Source organism: Cycloclasticus zancles 78-ME (genome assembly GCF_000442595.1).
Taxonomy (GTDB): Bacteria; Pseudomonadota; Gammaproteobacteria; order Methylococcales; family Cycloclasticaceae; genus Cycloclasticus; species Cycloclasticus pugetii.
This window is the reverse complement of the sequence record NC_021917.1, coordinates 1,686,845-1,706,816: the sequence shown is the minus strand read 5'-3', so window position 1 is coordinate 1,706,816 and position 19,972 is coordinate 1,686,845. Positions and strand designations below refer to the sequence as shown.

Sequence of the window (19,972 nt, the reverse complement as noted above, 5' to 3'; positions counted from 1 at the left end):
GTGAAAAATTACTACATAATGTTGATTACCTTAAAGACCAACAAGTTTACTCGACAATCGCTGACTGAAAATTTAATTATGAAAAAATTATGGACGATATTACTGAAAGGCAGTGTTGCTGTTTTTCCTGCACTGTTCACTCTGTACTTTTTTTATTGGCTGGTGACGACAATAGAAAAAACGGTGAGTCCTTTAATTATGTTCATTATCCCCGAGCAATATTACGTGCCTGGCATCGGTTTGTTAGTCGGTATTTGCTTTTTGTTTTGTGTCGGTTTATTGGTTAATGCTTGGATCTTTAAGTGGGTATTTGGACTTGGTGAGAAACTGTTAGAAAGAATTCCATTGATAAAGTCAGTGTATGGCGCACTTCGCGACTTTATGCACTATTTTTCACCATCAGGCGAGCAAAAAGAGCTTAAAAAAGTGGTGATGGTTAGCATTAATAATATGCAATTAATCGGGTTTATGGTCAGTGAGGCAGGTGAGCTTCCTGGTGTTGATATGCCTGATGATAAAGTGGCCGTCTATCTACCCATGAGCTACCAAATAGGCGGGTTTACTGTGTATATATCAAAAGAGAATATTCAGCTCATCGATATGTCTGTAGAAGATGCTATGCGCCAAGTATTGACAGCCGGCTTGTCTAAAAAGAAAACAGCTCCATAGTTTATAAAAAGCATCAATCAAGTGTGTTTTTATCTAAGGGTGAAGGTTTGCCGCAACTATCATTGTCGGCAAACCTTTTATTGATAACACCTTTATAAGACGATTTTTAATTTACCAATTTAATGCACCACCAGTTTGATATTCGGTCACGCGTGTTTCAAAGAAGTTTTTTTCTTTACGCAAATTAGCTTGCTCATCTAACCATGCTAGGGTGTTTTTTGCGCCTGGAAAGGGCTCTTTTAATGCCAAGGTGCGTGAGCGTCGGTTGGCAATAAAGCGAAACTGCTCAATATGGTCAGCTTTGTTGTAGCCTAAAATGGGCTTCTCTAGCAGGTAGTTGGCATAGTCAAGCTCGGCGGCTTCAGCTTCCTCCCAAAGTGCTTGTACTGCCTGTGGGTCTAACTGGATATTTTCTTCAATTAAAATTTGTTTGATAACGCGCAGACCAAAAGAGCAGTGCATGACTTCATCGCGCATAATATATTGAAGTTGCTCGGCAGTTCCCTTCATTAAACCACGCCGTTGTAAGGCAAAAATGGGGCTAAAGCCGTTATAAAACCAAGTTCCTTCAAAAATGGCAGCAAAAAAGAAATACGCCATGACAAAGTTTTGCAGTTCATCTTTATTCGTTAAATCAATGTCGGGGCGCATAATTGAGCCCAGCCGTTGATTACACAATTGAATTTTATGATGTATTTGCGGCACAACGCGATAGCGGTTGTAAATCTCCGATTGGTCAAGCCCAATGGTTTCTATGCAATGTTGGTAGGTCCATGTGTGCATAGCTTCTTCATACACTTGTCGAGCCTGATAAATTTGTAGCTCGGGCGCACTCATCTTTTCCATCACCGCCAATCCGATATTTCTCATGGCGAGAATGTCCGAGGTGGTCAGGTAAGCTAAAACATTTTCATAAACATGGCGCTCTTCGGGCGTTAGTTTATGTTGATAATCATGAATATCTTGAGTCATATTGACATCTAACGGTGTCCAATGATTTTTATTCGCATTGATAAAGTAATTCCATGCCCAGTGATATTTAAAGGGGGCCAGTTGGTTAATGTCAGCCATGCCATTAATTACCCGTTTATCTTCTGGGTTAATTGGCGAGTTAGCTGGCCGTGAAGACGTAGCAGCTTGCGCTTGGTTGACAGTGGGTTTGTTGCTTGATGTGTTTTCTTTGCTTGAGTTTTTCGCAAATGGATCATTCCAATTTAGCATCATAATTCCTCTTAATTTACATGTTAGGTGATGGCCTACTGGCAGGCATCACAATCAGGGTCTAAGATAGAGCAGACCTGCGGTGCTTGTTCGGACGTCGCGTCGTTATGATTATCATTTTGTTCCATATGGGTCGCCCCTATGGAGCGCAAATAATAGGTACACTTTAGGCCTCTTGCCCAAGCGAGCATGTAGAGACTATCGAGTTTTTGGCCTGATGCTTCAGCCATATAAAGGTTGAGACTTTGTGATTGATCAAGCCATTTTTGTCGCCGCCCAGCCGCTTCAATGAGCCAGCGCGAATCTATTTCAAATGCTGTTGCATAAAGGGCTTTAAGTGCTTCAGGTACACGTTCAATGTGTTGCACAGAACCGTCGTAGTACTTTAAGTCATTAATCATGACCTCATCCCACAGGCCAAGCTCTTTGAGATCAGCCACCAAATGAGTATTGATAACAGTAAACTCACCAGACAGATTAGATTTAACAAACATGTTTTGATAGGTTGGCTCGATAGATTGCGAAACGCCGCAAATATTTGAGATCGTGGCCGTTGGTGCAATCGCCAAACAGTTACTATTTCGCATACCTGTGTTCATTACTTGCTGGCGTAAGCTGTCCCAGTCTAGGGTTTGACTTTGGTCAACTTGTAAATACTGGCCACGCAGCTCAGCCAGCGTTTTTAATGAGTCAATCGGTAAAATGCCTTTGCTCCATAAAGAGCCTTTGAAACTAGGGTAGGAACCCCGTTCAGCGGCTAACTTACAGGAGGCGCTAATGGCGTAATAGCTGATTAACTCCATTGATTTATCAGCAAACTCAACCGCTTGTTCACTGCTGTAGGGTATTTTTAATTGTTGTAAACTGTCTTGAAAGCCCATTATGCCCAGGCCAACTGGGCGATGCTTTAAGTTTGAGTTGCGCGCTTGCGGGACACTGTAATAATTGTAATCAATCACGTTATCGAGCATTCGCATGGCGGTGGTAATTGTTTTTTCTAAATGTACAAGATCCAGTTCGTTACCCTGTAGATGGGCGGGTAGATTGATAGAACCCAAATTGCAAACAGCAATTTCTTGCTCACTGGTATGTAAGGTGATTTCGGTACAAAGATTCGAGCTGTTAACAACACCGACATGCTGATTGGTATAGCGAATGTTACAAGGGTCTTTAAAGGTAATCCAAGGGTGACCGGTTTCAAATAACATGCCCAGCATTTTTCGCCAAAGATCTACTGCTTTGATGGTTTTATGTAATTTTATCTCGCCTTGCTGAGCTTTCTGCTCGCACAGCTGGTACGCCTTTTTAAAGGCTTCACCAGTTAAGGCATGAAGGTGGGGCACTTCGTCGGGTGAAAAAAGAGTCCAATCATCTTGTTCGATAACGCGTTGCATAAATAGATCAGGGATCCAGTTAGCGGTGTTCATATCGTGGGTGCGGCGGCGCTCATCACCGGTGTTTTTTCGAAGCTCTAAAAAGGCTTCAATATCAATATGCCATGTTTCAAGGTAGGCACAAACAGCCCCTTTACGTTTGCCACCTTGATTAACCGCAACCGCGGTGTCATTGGCGACTTTTAAAAAGGGAATCACTCCTTGAGATTGGCCATTGGTTCCTTTGATCTCAGCGCCTAAGGCACGAACTTGCGTCCAATCATTGCCTAGCCCACCGGCATATTTAGAGAGTAAGGCGTTATCTCTGAAAGAAGAGTAAATATCGGCCAAATCATCGTTAACGGTGGTGAGGTAGCAGCTGGACAGTTGTGGCCTTGGTGTTCCCGCATTGAATAAGGTTGGTGTCGAACTCATAAAGTCAAAAGATGAGAGTAATTGATAAAACTCAATCGCTCGTTCTTCTCGCTCAACCTCATTAATTGCTAAGCCCATTGCCACGCGCATAAAAAAGGCTTGTGGTAACTCAAAACGGGTGTCTTTTGTGTGAATGAAATAACGGTCGTAGAGTGTTTGTAAACCAAGGTAACTAAAATTAAAATCACGCTCACTTTGTAGCGCTTCGGCTAGCTTATCTAGGTCGAATCTTGATAATTCTTCATCTAATAAGTTTAATGAAACGGCTTTGTTGATATACGCTTTGAAATACTCAGGATAGTGGGTGAGCATCTCCGCTTGGCTTCGGCTGGTGGTTTGTTGGTGAGTAAAACTTAATGCCTCGGTGCGTAAATTATTAAGCAGCAACCTTGCTGCCAATTGGCTATAGTCGGGGTCTGTGTCAATCAAGCCTCTGGCACCCATAACAATGGCTTGTTGGAAGGCGGACTCGGGCATTTCATCAAAAAGGTTATTTTTAATTTCGTTGATTACTCGTTCGACTGAAATATCATTAAGCCCTTCGGCGCACTCTGATATTAAGTCGCTCAGCGATTCTTCGTTAAATGGCTGGAGGGACTGGTCAACTTGCTGGATGCTAATTTGCCAGCTGGATTGTTCAGCTGTTTCTTCGGCAGAGCGTTCAGCGGATCGTTGTTCACGATACAAAACATAGGCACGGGCTACCTTATGCAAATCGGCGCGCATCAGTGCTAATTCCACTTGGTCTTGTATGCTTTCGATATGAATGGTGTCACTTATCGATAGATGCCTAACAATAGCCTGTTGTACTTGGCTGCTTAGTTGAGTGGCAAGATCGTGAATATGACTAGATTGTTGTGTATGTTCACCTTCTACCGCCAATAAGGCTTTACTGATGGCAATATAAATTTTATTAACATCGAATTGGGTTAGTTGCCCGTTGCGGCGAATAACTTGATAGTTGACAGCTTGCGCAGCTGCTGGATGATCTGTTGTTAAAGCGACAGAAAGATCGTTCATTGTTAAATCCTCAGGTTGATTATTAGGCAAACCTCGAGGCAACAATGGGAAAAAGTGATATCAATACGGGGCTGATACATCACTGATTACAATCCTTAACGCGAGGCTTGGCAAAAAATAGAGGTAATCGGACTGAGTGAATATAAGATTCACAACACCGTTGCGCGACAGTTCTGGATTCTAACCAGATTCCCCTCAAATACTATATATAGTGCTTAACTATTTATTGGCTAACAAGATAATGTAAAATTAATGTATTTACAAGTGCTTGTTATTTTTTATTTTTGAACCCCCGTGCTAATTCAATAAAGGCACTAATGTAAGGTGTTTCAATATCTTGGTCACGGCAAGCAGCATGTAACATCCCATGCATGCCCTTAGCGCCCAGTGGTTTTCCAATTAATGACTGTGCTGTTGTTGGCGCATCCAATAACCAGTCGGGTAGGGCAGCCACCCCTTGGCCAACGGCAATTAATTGCATCATCATTGTGGTTAACTCAACCTGACGAACTTGCGCGGGTTCTACATTGGCAGGGTCTAGGTAGTGTCTAAATACATCAAGGCGACTACGCTCAACTGGGTAGGTAATAAGCGTTTGCTCGGCTAAGTCTTCTGCGTTAATGAAGGCTTTATCTTTCAATGGATGCTGATCATTCATCACTAACAAGGCTTGATACGGAAACAGCGTTAAGAATGAAAGACCTGGTTTATCAACTGGGTCGGTACTAATAACCAAGTCAATTTCACCACGACTCAGCGCCGGTAGCGGATTAAAACTCATACCGAGTTTGATATCAATATGGATGTCTGGCCATTGCTTGCGGTATTGCTCTAAGGTTGGTAATAACCATTCAAAACAGGCATGACATTCAATGGTAATAAAAAGCCTTCCTGCTTTGCCATTAGCAATTTGTTTAAGCTCATGCTCGGTGTTTTCAACCAACGGTAATACTCGCTCAGCTAGATCTAATAAGCGTTGCCCCGCATCAGTAAGCCCGAGGGGCTTGTGTTGGCGGAAAAACAGCGTCGTTTCAAAGTGGTTCTCAATTGTTTTTATTTGGTGTGATAAGGCCGATGGTGTCAGATGAAGCTTTTGTGCGGCTTGATTAAGGTTTTTACTGCGGGCAATGGTGTAAATGGCCCTGAGGTGTCGAATTTCTAAGATCATGGTGAATTTATTTCAACTTAATGGTGAAAATTATGAGATTGATTCAATTCTATGCTTGCTGGATACTTCTCGCAACATAAAAATAATGAGGTTAAAGATGATTCGTACACATAATTTAGGTTTTCCACGTATTGGCGCGCAAAGAGAGTTAAAAAAATCATTAGAGTCGTATTGGCAAGGAGAGATAGATTCGCAAGATTTGTTTAATAATGGCCAACAATTAAGAAAGAACAACTGGCAAACTCAAGCTGACTCGGGCTTAGACCTTATACCCGTGGGTGATTTTTCGTGGTATGACCATGTGCTAGATATGAGCGCCTTACTAGGCTGTATACCTGAACGATTTAAGCATGATGGTGGTGCAGTGGATATTGACACGTACTTTCGGATGGCGCGTGGCCGTTCTGTTGATGGTGGTGATGTTAGCGCTTGCGAAATGACTAAATGGTTTGATACGAATTATCACTATATCGTGCCCGAATTTCAGCCCGAGCAGTCGTTTAAGCTATCCACTGAAAAGTTGTTTGATGAGGTAAATGAAGCGCTTCAATTAGGCCATCGTGTTAAACCCGTTATTTTAGGCCCGCTGAGTTTTCTTTGGCTTGGCAAGGCAGAGGGCGAGGCGTTCGATAAGTTAAACGTGCTCGATCAACTGCTGGCAGCTTATGGTGAGATATTAAATCGTTTATCTGATCTGGGTGTCGAATGGGTACAAATTGATGAGCCTATTTTAGTCCTCGATTTGCCTGATCAATGGAAGTTAGCCTTTGAACAGGCCTACCATAAATTACAACGAGGCGATCTAAAGTTATTGGTGGCAAGCTACTTTGGCGAGTTAGCTGACAATTTAAAGCTTGTTTGCGATTTGCCCGTGGCAGGGCTGCACATCGATGCGATTAGAAGCCCCGAACAAGTCCAACAACTGATTGACTGGTTGCCCAGTTATAAGGTGTTGTCAGTCGGTATTATTGATGGCCGAAATGTTTGGAAAAACAATTTGGGCGCGACAGTCAGCGTGACACAAGCTATTCAACAACATTGGGCTGGCGAGTTATGGCTGGCACCTTCTTGCTCTTTACTGCATGTGCCTGTTAATTTGGCGTTTGAAACGTCATTATCGGATGATATTAAATCTTGGTTATCTTTTGCCACAGAAAAACTTACCGAGTTACGGTTGGTAAAAGCCGCGGTGTTAGATAATAACTGTTTATCAAGCGATGAGTTTTCACGTAATAGGGAAGCCATTAGCAATAGAGAAAATTCTTCGCTGGTGCATAATAAAGACGTTCAGCGATGTTTAGAGAATGTGAAAAGCTTAAGCTTAAAGCGAGGCTTAGATTTTAACGAGCGGATTAAACTTCAACAGCAGCATTTGCGCCTGCCTAATTTCCCAACGACGACCATTGGCTCGTTTCCACAAACCACCGATATTAGATCAAACAGGCGACGTTACAAACAAGGTGAGCTTTCTCAGGCAGACTACCAATCAGTCATGCAACAAGAGATTGCTGATGTCATTGCCAAGCAAGAAGCGCTAGGCTTGGATGTGTTGGTGCATGGTGAGCCAGAAAGAAACGACATGGTGGAGTATTTTGGCGAACAACTACAGGGTTTTGCCTTTACACAAAACGGTTGGGTGCAATCATATGGCTCGCGTTGTGTTAAACCGCCGATTATTTATGGGGATGTGTCTAGACCTCAAGCAATGACTGTGAATTGGGCTAGCTATGCACAATCGTTAACCGATAAGCCGGTTAAAGGCATGTTGACTGGGCCGGTGACCATTTTGAATTGGTCGTTTGTTAGAGATGATCAAGACCGTGCGACTACATGCCAACAAATAGCCTTAGCAATAAGAGATGAGGTACTGGATCTAGAAAAAGCAGGTATTCGCATTATTCAAATAGATGAAGCGGCTTTAAGAGAAGGCTTACCATTGCGAAAAAAACAATGGTCAGAATACTTAAACAGGGCTATTGAGGCTTTTTGTATTACCACCTCAGGGGTGAAAAATGAGACACAGATTCATACTCACATGTGTTATTCAAACTTTAATGACATTATGAGTTCTGTCAGTGACATGGATGCTGATGTGATTACCATTGAAACCTCACGATCAGACATGAAATTATTAGATGCTTTTGAACAGTTTCAATACCCAAATGAAATTGGTCCTGGAGTGTATGATATCCACTCGCCAAATGTTCCAAAAATTGAGCAGATAGAATATTTAATGCAGCAGGCAGCAAGGCGGATTCCATTGGAGAGACTGTGGGTGAACCCAGATTGTGGCTTAAAAACACGTGCTTGGCCAGAAGTGCAACAAGCGTTACGCAATATGGTCACAGCCGCTAAGCAATTAAGGCAGTCGGTTACAGTGGTTGAGTAAGGGAGCAGTGTTTTCATAGGATTTGTGTGTTACATCACCTAATCGGGTTGTGCCGGAACAAATAGTCATGGTTTGAAAAACATAGGACGTTTAAAATATGAGAAGGTCGGTGCTAGTCTTAATGGTTTAAGGCTGGCATTGATTTTTGTTTTAATACGCCATTGATTAAGTCAAAAATATGAGGGACTGTATGCACGAACGCACGTTAGATCATTTAAAACACAGTCATGATTTCTCGTTGAAAAATGAACGTGGAGAACGGCGCACACAATATGTGTTGATATTGACCGCTATTACCATGGTCGCAGAAATAGTGGCTGGTACTGTGTTTGGCTCAATGGCGTTGTTAGCTGATGGCTGGCATATGGCCACTCACGTAGCAGCCTTTTTAATCACTATATATGCCTATCGTTATGCACGTAGGCATGCAAAAAATAAGGCTTACACGTTTGGTACTGGTAAAGTCGGTGTGCTAGGTGGTTTTGCCAGTGCCGTTGCCTTGGCTGTTGTAGCATTTGTGATGGTGATTGACTCTATCCAACGCTTGATTGATCCTCAAGTGATACAATTTAATGCGGCGATTGGTGTGGCAGTTATTGGCCTTCTGGTAAATTTTATTAGTGCTTTTTTACTTAAAGAAGACCATCATCATGGCCACGCTCATGACCATGGTCATGACCACAATTTAGAAGCGGCTTATATGCATGTTCTCGCCGATGCATTAACATCATTACTCGCTATTGTAGCATTGCTATCTGGCAAGTATTTTGGTCTTAATTGGCTTGATCCAATGATGGGTATAGTAGGGGCAGTAATTATTACTCGCTGGTCTTATGGCTTATTAAAGCAGACGAGCCCTATTTTACTGGATGGCAGTGTTGATGAGAAATATAGGCTTGCCATTAAAGACAGCATTGAAAAAGACGCCGATAACCGTGTTTCAGATATTCATATCTGGAAAGTCAGTGCAAATCATTATGCCGCAATTATTTCTTTGGTCACACATGACCCGAAGCCGACAGAACACTATAAAGATCTATTAGCGGGCTTTCAGCAACTTTCTCATATTACCGTTGAGGTATATGAATGCGCTGATGAGGTTTGCGAAATTTAAACTTTACCGAATACAACGGTTGCTTGATTTTCTGTCCAAGGTTCGTGCTTGACCATTGCTTTTGTAAAAACAGCTTGTTGGTATTGGGCTGTTAACCATCGCTGTAGAGCGGGGTAAGGCGCTTGTAGATACCATTGCCGTTCAACACGAGAGAATTGCCTGATAAAGGGTAAAATCGCATAGTCGACTAAGCTGGGGTTATCGCCCATGATGAACTCATGTCGGTTAAGTCGCTGCTCAAGTTGTTTAACGTATTCTTCACAGTGCCCGCGGTAAGTGTTTTTCTCTTTGTCGTGATATCGAGAGGCCGCTTTATATTTTTTAAGTGAGTCTACGAAGGTGATATCGTTATGTTCAATGAACTTAAGCATATCCTCTAGCATGCTGGCTTGGTGCTTATAAAGTAAGTTACTAGGGTCATTTTTATTTAAGGCCCAAAGCATAATATCGATACTTTGATCGATGACTAAGCCATCATTTAAGACCAGTACGGGAACGGTTGCTTTTGCTGAAACAGATAGCATCTCTTCAGGCTTTTTTTTCATGTTCACTTCACGCAAAGTAACGACTTGTTGAGCCATTAATAAACCCATTCGTGCTCGCATCGCATAAGGGCACTGACGTAATGAATAAAGCGTTGGTAAAGAGGGCATAAAAGAGGTCGTTGTTTTGAATGTAATGGAAATGTCTTGAGTATAAGGGTGATTGTAGCGTCAAGTTGTGAGTGTCACATAGTTTTGATCTAATGAGGCTTAATAAATACCTCAGCATCAGAAAAGACTGCGTTAAACACTGTAAAATGCGGATTCAAGTTTTTTTACATATGCACTTCGGAGATAACCATCAACGCTTTTCTATCTATCCCTCTAGGTATTCGCTACATGATACTCAGTGCTTTTGCATTCAGCATCATGGCATTGTTTGTAAAATTAGTCGGTGATCACGGGATTCCTGTTTTAGAAATAGTTGCTGCGCGCTCGCTCATTTCATTGGTCATCAGTTACCTAGGGCTAAGGCGAGAAGGAATCGCAGTATTGGGTACACGTAAAGGCTTGTTGGCGGCACGCGGCTTAATTGGTTTTGCTGCCCTTATTTGTGTGTTTTATGCAATTACCCATTTGCCCTTAGCCGAAGCAATGGTTTTACAGTATCTGCACCCTATGTTTACTGCGTTATTAGCACTGTTTTTTTTAAAAGAGGTGTTAAGAGTTGGCACGCTGGTATGTATTGTTTTAAGTTTTTTCGGCGTATTAATTATAGTGCAACCGGACGTTCTGTTCTCTTCAACTACGGTTGATTTTGATTTTTTCACAGTGATGATTGCTATTGCGGGTGCGTTTGGTAGTGCCGTTGCCTATACCTTAGTTCGAGCCTTGGGGAAAACAGAGCATCCCTTAGTGATCGTGATGTATTTTCCGTTAATTTCCTTACCGGCTAGTCTGATTTTGCTATGGGGCGACTTTGTCATACCAGTAGGTATTGAATGGTTTTACCTACTAGCCATTGGGGTTGCAACCCAAGTAGGTCAGGTAGGTCTAACGAAAAGTATGCGCACTGAATCTGCCGGCCGTGCTACAAGCTTTGGTTACTTACAAGTTGTTTTTGCGATGTTATTAGGTATGCTTTTTTATCAAGAATATCCAAGTCTAAATACCTTATTGGGGGCCGGTTTGATTATCATAGGCGCATACCTCAATCTCACTTGGAAAGAAAAAGTTAAGGAAATATAAATGGCAAAAGCATGTGCACGACATATATTGGTTAAAACTAAGGAAGAGGCCGAGACACTGAAAAAACAGTTGGCTGGTGGCGCTGATTTTGCAAATTTAGCTAAAAAGCACTCACAGTGCCCTTCAGCAAAAAAAGGCGGGGATCTTGGTGAGTTTAGCCCAGGTAAGATGCTAAAAGCATTTGATAATGTTGTTTTTAAAAAAGCATTGTTAACTGTTCATGGCCCCGTTAAAACGAAGTTTGGCTATCATCTTATTGAAACCATTTACCGGACTTAATGATCAGAAAACTGTCAGATTATGAAAATATTATTTAGTAAACCTCAGCAGTTGAGCGAGGAAAAAAATGTTGAGCTGGTGGCGCAATTGAGCGGTGTCTTGTCATATAAAAACCTTGATGATATGCATACTCACTTCTTATTAGAGTTGGACAATGAAACTGTAGAGTTTGATTCTATTAAGCAGTTGTTTAGTTTATTTGAGCAATGGAATATTGATCAAAGCCCGCTTGAATCTTTATTGCAGATGGTTAATATGAAATAAAAAAATCGCACTGGCTGATAGTTTTAATAAAAAAAGAGGGTCACTCATGGCAACTCAAAAATTTAAATTAAGTTACCTGCATCCTAAATATTGGCTAGCGTGGTTAGCGGTTGGAGTGAGCCGATGTATGGCTATTCTTCCGAGGTCTTGGCAGTTTAGCTTGTCAAAATGGATTGCGAATAGGCTGGCGAGTAAAGAAAATCGTCGCATTAGCACTATTCGACGAAATATTGACCGCTGTTTTGCTAATGAAACAGATGCTTATCGAGAGGAACTTGTTCGCGCTAATATCAAGTCATCAGCCTTAATGTTATTTGATTTGTTTAATATAATTTGGCGGCCACCCGCTGATATGACCGCTAACATTAAGGTTGTTGGTGAAGAATATCTAGAACAGGCGTTGCGTGCAGATAAACCTCTTTTGTTAGTCATTGGGCATTTTACGCCACTTTTTCACGCCATTAGTAAACTGAGTACCTTGGCCCCCTTTGACGTGATTTATAGGCGTATGAATAATCCAGTAATGGAAGCAAATTTGTATCAACGGGGTGCTGGGAAATACCCAATAACCTTATTCCATCGTAAAGATATTCGTAAAATGCTAGAAAAATTGGCTGATAACGGGACGGTTTTTATTGCACAGACCAAGATTTTGGTGTCAGTCGTGGCGCATTCGTTTCTTTTTTTGGTATTCCAACAGCGACGATTACCACTATTCCACAATATGCCCAACAGACGAATGCGCAAGTGATGTTACTTAGCGCATATCGAGATGGTGAAAAAGGTTCTGTAATTGAGTTTGAGCCTGTTTTAGAGAATTACCCAACGGGTGATGATGTGGCGGATACGCAGCGCTGGACGGATTGGTTAGAAGAAAAAATACGTTTACATCCGGCAGACTATTTATGGATGCATAAGCGCTTTAAAACTCGGCCTAAGGGCGAACCTGGTTTTTATAAATGAATACTAGGATTATCATCACTAAAATAACGAGCAGCTATGCAACAAGCTAAACGCCGATTATCGCAACGATTGTTACGTAGAGTTGAGGCGTGGGGTAATACCTTACCTCACCCAACGATGTTGTTTATTTACTTATGTTTTTTAGTGATAGGGGTGTCATGGATAGGCCATTATCTTGGTTTGTCGGCTATACACCCTGTTAACGGTGAACAAATTAGCGTAGTAAACCTGTTTAATGCGGCTGGTTTGCATCAAATACTGGGCAAAATGGTTTCAAATTTTATGACTTTTGCCCCCGTTGGTCCTGTATTAGTCGCAATGCTTGGATTAGGTATCGCCGAACGATCGGGTTTAATTCAAACCGCTTTGCGTTTAATGGTGATGAAGGCGCCGACAAAGTTTTTAACGTTTATTGTTGTGTTGGCGGGGGTGCTATCTAGTATTGCAGTGGACTCTGGTTATGTAGTGATGATACCAATGGCGGGCGTTATATTTTTAGCCGCAGGACGGCACCCATTAGCGGGCATTGCGGCCTGCTTTGCTGGTGTTTCTGGGGGATTTAGTGCGAACTTATTAGTTGGCCCATTCGATGCTATTCTCGGTGGTATAAGCACAGAAGCTGCGCGCTTGATCGACTCGAATTATGACGTAACCGCTACTGCAAACTACTATTTTATCGTTGTTTCTACGCTGCTGATCTCTGTAGTGGCGACGTGGGTAACCGAGCGTTTTATTAGACCGATGTTAGGCGAATACCGTGGTGCAGAACAAGGTGATTTAAAAACGGTGTTAACAAGCGAAGAACAAAAAGGTTTAAAAGGGGCCTTTGTAGTTGGGCTGGTTATTGTCGTGGGTATTTTATGGGGGCTAATCCCTGATCAAGGGTTGTTAAGAGACCCTGTAACAGGCGGTATTATTAAGTCACCATTTATGTCTGGTCTGATTGCCTTAATTGCTTTAAGTGCCGCTCTTATGGGGATAACATATGGCAAATTGTCTGGCTGTTTTAAAACCAATGTCGATGTGATTAAGAGCATGGAAAAAAGCATGGAAATAATGGCTACTTACATCGTTTTGATGTTTTTTGCAGCCCAATTTGTTAATTATTTTAATTGGACTAATCTGGGGTTAATTCTTGCCATTAATGGTGCTGATACATTAAAAAATAGTGGGTTGGGTGCTGTTCCATTAATGTTAGGTTTTATCTTTTTTTGCACATTTGCAAATTTATTTATTGGTAGCGCATCAGCTAAATGGGCCATCATGGCCCCTGTTTTTATTCCGATGTTTATGTTGATGGGAGTGGCACCAGAGGTTGTACAGGCGGCTTACCGTGTTGGGGATAGCTCTACTAATATCATTACACCATTGATGCCTTATTTTGCTTTAGTGTTTGCTTTTATGAAACGCTATGATGATAAGGTTGGTGTGGGGACAATCATGACGCTGATGCTACCTTACTCAGTAGCCTTTTTATTAAGTTGGGGGTTATTGTTAAGTCTATGGTTAATGTTGGGTATTCCATTAGGCCCAGGAGCCTCATTGTTTTTAGCCATACCCTAGTGAACAGGGATCGTGGTGCACATTACTATCAGTATCAATAAATATAATAAAGGGGAATAAGAAGTGAATATAGTTGGTCAAAATTTTATCTACGCTGCAGTGATGTTTTTGGCGGGGGTAGGCATTCCTATCATGGGTGCGCTAAGTGGCGGTTTAGGCGCAAGGTTACAAAGCCCAGCGTTAGCAGCGGTTATATTATTTGTAGTTGGTTTTGTGATTGCAGGTGTTTATTTGTTTGTTGTAGAAGGCTTACCTAGTGGGTTACCTGATGCATCAATACCAATACAGTATTATTTGGGCGGTGTATTTATTATTTTTTACACATTAGGGATTACCTATATAGGCCCTAAATTTGGCATTGGTAATGCTGTGTGTTTTGTGTTGTTAGGTCAGCTTATTTCAATGACTGTGATTGATCATTTTGGTTTATTAAGCTCACTTCAGTATTCAATTACTATGCAGCGTTTGGTAGGCTTGTTATTTATGGCGACTGGCGTTTTTTTGGTAGTAAAGCGTTTTTAATTAAAAGGCTTTAATGAGCTGAATTAAACGTCTCAGGAGAGGTTAAGTGGCAGACATGAAAATAGGGTTGGCATTAGGAAGTGGGGCCTCTCGTGGCTGGTCACATATTGGGGTTATTAAAGCGCTGATTAAACAGGGCATAGAACCAGATATCGTTTGTGGAACATCAATAGGTTCACTAGTAGGCGCATCCTATGTATCGGGTCATTTAGATGATCTGGAACAGTGGGCGCTTTCGTTATCTAAGCTTAATACAGTTAAATTCTTTGAGATTAATCGTTCATTTAATGGGTTTGTTAATAAAGATCGGTTGCATCATTTTCTAAGTCAATATGTTGCTTCAGATAAAGCACTCATTGAAGAATTTGACAAGGACTATGCCAGTGTAGCGACAGACCTTAAGACGGGGAGAGAAATATGGCTGTCTGAAGGATCAGTGTTAGAGGCTGTGTGGGCTTCTATTTCGTTACCGGGTTTGTTCCCAGCGATACAGCATGACAATAAATGGCTGGTCGATGGAGGCTTAGTGAACCCTGTGCCTGTTTCTACTTGTCGAGCCTTAGGCGCGGATGTAGTGATTGCAGTAAATTTAAATGGAGACATTGTCGGTAAGCATATAGGAAAACAAGAGAAAACCATTAAACCATCCGGAAAAGTGGTCGATAAGCTCACCAATTTAGTCGCTGAATATACCGATTCAATTTTTTCATTTGATAGAAACCAAGAACAGACGCCTAGTTTATTTGAGGCGATTGCTGGCTCAGTTAATATTACCCAAGACCGAATTACCCGAAGCCGTATGGCAGGAGACCCCCCAGATATTATCCTGACGCCTAAGTTATCACAAATGGGTTTGTTGGAGTTTTATAGGGCACAAGAGGCAATAGATGAAGGGATGGACTGTGTCGAGAGGATGATGCAAGAGATACAATGTACTGTGGGTAAATAAAAAAATATTGGTATCTAAAAATAATAATAAGAGGGTAGACAATGGCAGAGGGTTTAAAATTTAATGATGAGGTAAGTCATGCATTAAAAATGGCTTATCAAACGCCGGATATTGTGTCAGCGAGAGGTCAAGTGATTGCTTCACTTAAACTACAAAACGGTTTAAAGGTGCTTGATATTGGCTCTGGTCCTGGCTTATTAGCTAAAGATATTAGCCAGCATATAGGTCCTACAGGGTCAGTGGTTGGTGTTGATATGGCAGACAATATGGTTGAGTCGGCTAAACAACTCTGTGCTGATGCTGTGAATGTGACCTTTGAGCAAGGTGATGCAATGTCCTTACCCTTTGCCGACAACAGTTTTGACTCGGTTGTTTCAACGCAGGTCTATGAATATGTTCCTGACTTAAATGCTGCTTTATTTGAGTTCGCAAGGGTACTTCGCCCAGGTGGGCGAGGGGTTATTGTTGATACAGATTGGGCGTTCCCGTACTGGAGCGCAGTGGATGTTGATTGTCGTGACCGTATTATTCATGCATGGAAGCAGCATTGTGCGCAAGAGTCTGTTCCTATGCGTTTGGCTGGCGCCATTAAATCAGCAAGCCTGCAATTAAGTAAGGTGGAAGCGTTGCCAATTATGAACATTGAATATAACGATAAAAATTTTAGTTATTGGTTATCTAAAATTATTGCCTCGTTTGCAATTGACCGTAATGGTGTGACTAATAAGGACTCTGAGGCTTGGTTGGCAGGAATCGAGTCACTTGAGAAAAAAGGGGAATACTTTTTTTGTATTAATCGTTACCTTTTTGAAGTGACAAAATGATTTTTTGTAATGGTATGTTTTGCACAGAAAATTAACGTGATTGCACTTATTTATGTAATAGGTTTATCAAGCGAAAACAATAGCTCATTTCTAATGATTAAACGAGTTAGTACGATGAGGTTGGCATTGGCTACTTCTATTCGATAGATTAAAAGAGGTAGTTTTTTTAATGCCTATGCTATTTAAAAAGAACGCCCACTTCAGTGGGCGTTCTTTACACTGAAACTACCAAAGTTCAGTAAGTGCTAATCAGTGATGGCCTGAATATAGTGCCTTGTTATATATCAATATCCATACCATAACCAGACGCTTCTACACCATGACCAAAAATGTCACCAGCATAATGCTCTTGAGTTTCTGGTTTAACATAATCACCCCAACCCAGTTCCATCAACCAACCAGAAGGAGTAGCTGAATAGAAGGTATACAGTTGATCATTAGCATGTTTACCTAACTGCATAGCAACATCAATACCTTGGTTGCGAATAATATCGTGAGATTGGCCAAAATCGTCTAAGTGACTGTATTGGATATGAAGGTGGTTTAGCCGCTCAACCATGCCATGGAAACCAAAAGCAATGGAATGTTGACGGCTGTTACAGTGCATAAAGCAAGGCTCAGCAAAGTTACCATCGGGCATTGGAATTCTATACTCTACCGAGCCAACTAAGCCTAATAATTTATAGAAGTTATACGTTTCTTCATCGTTATCTGAACGTACAAGTACGTGACCTAACCCTTGGTCGCCAGCAATAAAGTTGCCAAATAATGGGCGTCCCGGGTGAAAGGGTTTCATAACATCTACTTGAGGGCTGTAATAAATTTCATTCGCTGTGCCTGATGGATCTTTAAGTTTTATCAGCGCCAATACATGACGCTCACGCGCTTCTTCAGGCGTTCCAACTTGAAAATCAACGCCAGCATCTGTTAGTTGTTTTTGCATGGCTTTGAATTCTTCTTGCCCAGCGACACGCCAGCCCATATAAGCTAAATCATCACAATCAGCTGTTTCATGAACAGTAATACGATGATGCTGAAGGTCCATTCTTAGATGAAAGCGGTCATCTTGACCACTTTCAACAATTTGAAGACCAATGCATTCTGTCGCGTATTTCCGCCAAGCAGCAGCGTCAGTGACATTAAGACCTAAATAACCTAGTTCTATTACCTTTACCATTTTCTCTCCTCGTTAAGCTTAAAGATGTTTATAAAAATACGTTTAAACTTTTGTTCATAAAGATGTTTTGATCCAAAATAATTTTACGTTTGGCCAGTTTTAATTGCCCATCAACGCGACGTAAAATATCAGTACGATGTCCAACCATTAGGTGTTCTTCATCTTCATTCATATTTCGGTTGACCGTTGTTAATGAATACACTTTGTACTCATCTGGATTCTTTGTATGTTCAACCTCGATATTGCTGATAACATGAGAAGAGCGTGTGGCTGGGTCTTCAGACCAACACGTTCCGGTATCATTTCGTAGAACTCGCCTTTTTAAGTTATGCATATCATCATTGTAATAAGCCATACCCTTCACGGTTGGTTCTACATGGTTTTTACGATAGCGCTGATAACGATAAGGCATCCAGTAGTGAATATCGTCGGTTAGGATACCCAACCAAGCATGAAATTCTTCGGTATCTAGTAAACGAGCTTCTTTATACAAAAACTGCTCAACCTCAAAAGTAAGCTCCATAGAGGCCGGTACTGGTGCTGCTACTGCTGCTGTTTTTTCTGATAAATTTGTCATCGACCTAGCTCCTATTTAGTTGTTTTTTGTATGACGGGGTCTGTAACGTGTTGGTACGTCATTCCATGAATCAGCATTCATCAAGTCAGCCCAGCGGGTATAGAAATGTCGTTGATTGGCGTCGTTAAACTGGCCTTTGTAAATGATGCCCGGTAGCTCTTCGTGCTCAATTTCTCGGGTAATACCGCAGCCATAATGAAGTTTTTCTTGGCGAGTTAAATAACCCTTATTGACCTGTGTATTGCCTTCCCAGTTTTCCCCATCGTCCATCTCAAGAACACCGGCTGGGTTAAAGGTCATCATGCAAGCATTATTAATTTCTTGTTTGATCTCTTCGGGCATGTTTTTATTAACAATGGTGAAAACACGTAGTTCTAACTTTTTAGGCCCTCTAGGTAACCAAACACGAAATGTTTGAATGCCAGGTAAAAATGAAATATTGGGAAATAATGAAACGGAGGCTAATGAACCAAATATATTGGAGCGAAGCTCACCATATTTCTCTTTAATTTTAGGTTTAATGATGTCTCTGACATAATTAAGCCACTTTTCAGACCCACCAATCACTACATCTGCGTAGCCATCGGTTCCAAACTCCCAGCCATGTCCGTTAACACTAGCGTGATAAGAGTTTTCGGTAACCGCTGGGCCAAAGCCTTCACCTTTATTCATGGCTTTAAGACCGGAATCATGATTCCAAAGCGCATGGTAAGCATCACCAACAAAGTTTTCTACGCCAAATTTCCAGTTGGCATTAACATATGATTTAATGCCGCCATCAATGAATTCTGTTTCTCCATCGTTGTCAAACATCATGTCTAAGTACCAACGAAAATCACCGAGCCACTCATCCAGCGAAGGTGCATCTTGGTCAAATGTCGCAAATATTAAGCCCTTATAGGTTTCAACACGCGCTTGTTTTGGGCTCCATTTTTCTTTATCAATATCGCCTTCATCATAAACATGCTCGTTCGCTAAAGCGCCTAGCTTGCCGTCAATACCAAAACTCCAGCCATGGTAATTACATATAAAAGAGCGAGCATTGCCTTCGTCTGCAAAACAGAATTTGTTTCCACGGTGTGGGCATGAGTTTAAAAAAACTTTGACGCTACCATCTTTTTGTCGCGCCCCAATAACACCATCTTCGCCCATATAAGTGGTATAGAAATCATTAGCATTGGGAATCATTGAGTCATGAGCGATGAATTGCCATGATTTAGCAAAAATTTGTTTTAATTCTTGCTCATAAATTTCTTCTTCCCAAAAAATACGGCGGTCGACCCAGCCTTCGTCATTATCAATAAATTGATGGTAGTCGGTATTATTAGTCATAAAGTAGGTTCTCCTAAGTGACGAGTTATAAAATACAGTTGCTTTCAAGTAATATTTGTTTTTACTGTGGCGCAAATTCTAATGTTTAATGCCTATAACTACTCTGATGTAGATCAGGAAAATAAAAAGAAGGAAACCCTACTAAAGCAAGTTCTACTATTAAGTATTTACACAATAAAACTTGTTGAAAAAGCAGGATGAGAAGGGCCTGAAAGCCTTTGAATAATTGATGCTAACCATTGAGACCGATAATAAATTTAAAATTTGAGCTAGATTTTCTTTATCGACAAGGGGATTTTTTTAAGGTCAAATGATCACTGATACGACCATGAGGGCAGTGTTTACACTGATATAAATTATGCGTTTTATAATCACCTTAATAACAGTCTGCTTACTTTATATT

General features: G+C 41.3%; 17 protein-coding genes, 1 pseudogene and 1 riboswitch. Of the genes and pseudogenes, 11 read left to right on the top strand and 7 right to left on the bottom strand.

Annotated features, from left to right (window positions below):
• Positions 1-669: a DUF502 domain-containing protein gene (locus CYCME_RS08215; RefSeq protein ID WP_223253178.1), complete on the top strand. Its 669-nt coding sequence runs from the start codon at positions 1-3 to the stop codon at positions 667-669.
• Between the two features lie 111 nt (positions 670-780).
• Here the strand turns inward: CYCME_RS08215 and CYCME_RS08210 are convergent, their stop codons facing one another.
• The 3 genes from CYCME_RS08210 to CYCME_RS08200 all read right to left on the bottom strand — a co-directional run bounded on the left by CYCME_RS08210 (position 781) and on the right by CYCME_RS08200 (position 5,886).
• The gene (locus CYCME_RS08210) at positions 781-1,890 is read right to left on the bottom strand and encodes a ribonucleotide-diphosphate reductase subunit beta (RefSeq protein WP_015005728.1); all 1,110 of its coding nucleotides are present in this window, start codon (positions 1,888-1,890) and stop codon (positions 781-783) included.
• Between the two features lie 35 nt (positions 1,891-1,925).
• Positions 1,926-4,718, bottom strand: a complete 2,793-nt coding sequence (locus CYCME_RS08205) for a ribonucleoside-diphosphate reductase subunit alpha (RefSeq protein ID WP_020932739.1) — start codon at positions 4,716-4,718, stop codon at positions 1,926-1,928.
• 100 nt (positions 4,719-4,818) lie between these two features.
• A riboswitch (cobalamin riboswitch) is annotated at positions 4,819-4,958 on the bottom strand.
• Between the two features lie 31 nt (positions 4,959-4,989).
• Positions 4,990-5,886 carry a LysR family transcriptional regulator gene (locus tag CYCME_RS08200; protein WP_015005730.1) on the bottom strand — a complete coding sequence of 299 codons (897 nt, stop codon included), beginning with the start codon at positions 5,884-5,886 and terminating at the stop codon, positions 4,990-4,992.
• A gap of 97 nt (positions 5,887-5,983) precedes the next feature.
• Here CYCME_RS08200 and metE point away from each other — a divergent pair, with 97 nt between their 5' ends.
• A complete protein-coding gene (gene metE / locus CYCME_RS08195; protein WP_020932738.1) occupies positions 5,984-8,275 on the top strand; it encodes a 5-methyltetrahydropteroyltriglutamate--homocysteine S-methyltransferase in 2,292 nt (763 codons plus the stop codon).
• Between the two features lie 190 nt (positions 8,276-8,465).
• Entirely contained in the window at positions 8,466-9,389 is a 924-nt protein-coding gene (dmeF, locus tag CYCME_RS08190; RefSeq protein ID WP_020932737.1) for a CDF family Co(II)/Ni(II) efflux transporter DmeF, read from the top strand.
• Here the strand turns inward: dmeF and CYCME_RS08185 are convergent.
• Positions 9,386-10,042, bottom strand: a complete 657-nt coding sequence (locus CYCME_RS08185; protein WP_016389488.1) for a glutathione S-transferase — start codon at positions 10,040-10,042, stop codon at positions 9,386-9,388. The genes dmeF and CYCME_RS08185 overlap by 4 nt on opposite strands.
• A 258-nt stretch (positions 10,043-10,300) precedes the next feature.
• On the opposite strand from CYCME_RS08185, the gene CYCME_RS08180 reads away from it, so the two are divergent.
• The 8 genes and pseudogenes from CYCME_RS08180 (at position 10,301) to CYCME_RS08145 (ending at position 16,483) form a co-directional block, all read left to right on the top strand.
• Complete coding sequence (locus CYCME_RS08180) at positions 10,301-11,119, top strand: DMT family transporter (RefSeq protein ID WP_236886357.1); 819 nt, start codon at positions 10,301-10,303, stop codon at positions 11,117-11,119.
• The gene (locus tag CYCME_RS08175) at positions 11,120-11,398 is read left to right on the top strand and encodes a peptidylprolyl isomerase (protein ID WP_020932736.1); all 279 of its coding nucleotides are present in this window, start codon (positions 11,120-11,122) and stop codon (positions 11,396-11,398) included. It abuts the gene before it with no gap.
• 21 nt (positions 11,399-11,419) lie between these two features.
• Positions 11,420-11,662 (top strand): hypothetical protein, encoded by a 243-nt coding sequence (locus tag CYCME_RS08170; protein WP_015005736.1) that lies wholly within the window; start codon positions 11,420-11,422, stop codon positions 11,660-11,662.
• Positions 11,663-11,708: 46 nt separating this feature from the next.
• A pseudogene (locus CYCME_RS08165) lies at positions 11,709-12,625 on the top strand (lysophospholipid acyltransferase family protein).
• A 36-nt stretch (positions 12,626-12,661) separates the two neighbouring features.
• On the top strand, positions 12,662-14,188 hold the full coding sequence (locus CYCME_RS08160; RefSeq protein WP_020932733.1) for an AbgT family transporter: 1,527 nt from the start codon (positions 12,662-12,664) through the stop codon (positions 14,186-14,188).
• Between the two features lie 63 nt (positions 14,189-14,251).
• Positions 14,252-14,710: a DMT family transporter gene (locus CYCME_RS08155; RefSeq protein WP_020162061.1), complete on the top strand. Its 459-nt coding sequence runs from the start codon at positions 14,252-14,254 to the stop codon at positions 14,708-14,710.
• Positions 14,711-14,756: 46 nt separating this feature from the next.
• Positions 14,757-15,659, top strand: coding sequence for a patatin-like phospholipase RssA (rssA, locus tag CYCME_RS08150; protein WP_020162062.1), 903 nt, complete (start codon positions 14,757-14,759; stop codon positions 15,657-15,659).
• A gap of 41 nt (positions 15,660-15,700) precedes the next feature.
• Entirely contained in the window at positions 15,701-16,483 is a 783-nt protein-coding gene (locus tag CYCME_RS08145; protein ID WP_020932732.1) for a methyltransferase domain-containing protein, read from the top strand.
• Between the two features lie 277 nt (positions 16,484-16,760).
• Here CYCME_RS08145 and CYCME_RS08140 read toward each other — a convergent pair whose 3' ends face one another.
• The 3 genes from CYCME_RS08140 to CYCME_RS08130 are packed head-to-tail and all read right to left on the bottom strand — an operon-like array spanning position 16,761 to position 19,569.
• Positions 16,761-17,660 (bottom strand): VOC family protein, encoded by a 900-nt coding sequence (locus CYCME_RS08140; RefSeq protein ID WP_015005742.1) that lies wholly within the window; start codon positions 17,658-17,660, stop codon positions 16,761-16,763.
• Between the two features lie 28 nt (positions 17,661-17,688).
• Positions 17,689-18,237, bottom strand: coding sequence for a 3-phenylpropionate/cinnamic acid dioxygenase subunit beta (locus CYCME_RS08135; RefSeq protein ID WP_016389470.1), 549 nt, complete (start codon positions 18,235-18,237; stop codon positions 17,689-17,691).
• A gap of 15 nt (positions 18,238-18,252) precedes the next feature.
• Positions 18,253-19,569: an aromatic ring-hydroxylating oxygenase subunit alpha gene (locus CYCME_RS08130; protein WP_020932731.1), complete on the bottom strand. Its 1,317-nt coding sequence runs from the start codon at positions 19,567-19,569 to the stop codon at positions 18,253-18,255.
• Positions 19,570-19,972 lie beyond the last annotated feature (403 nt).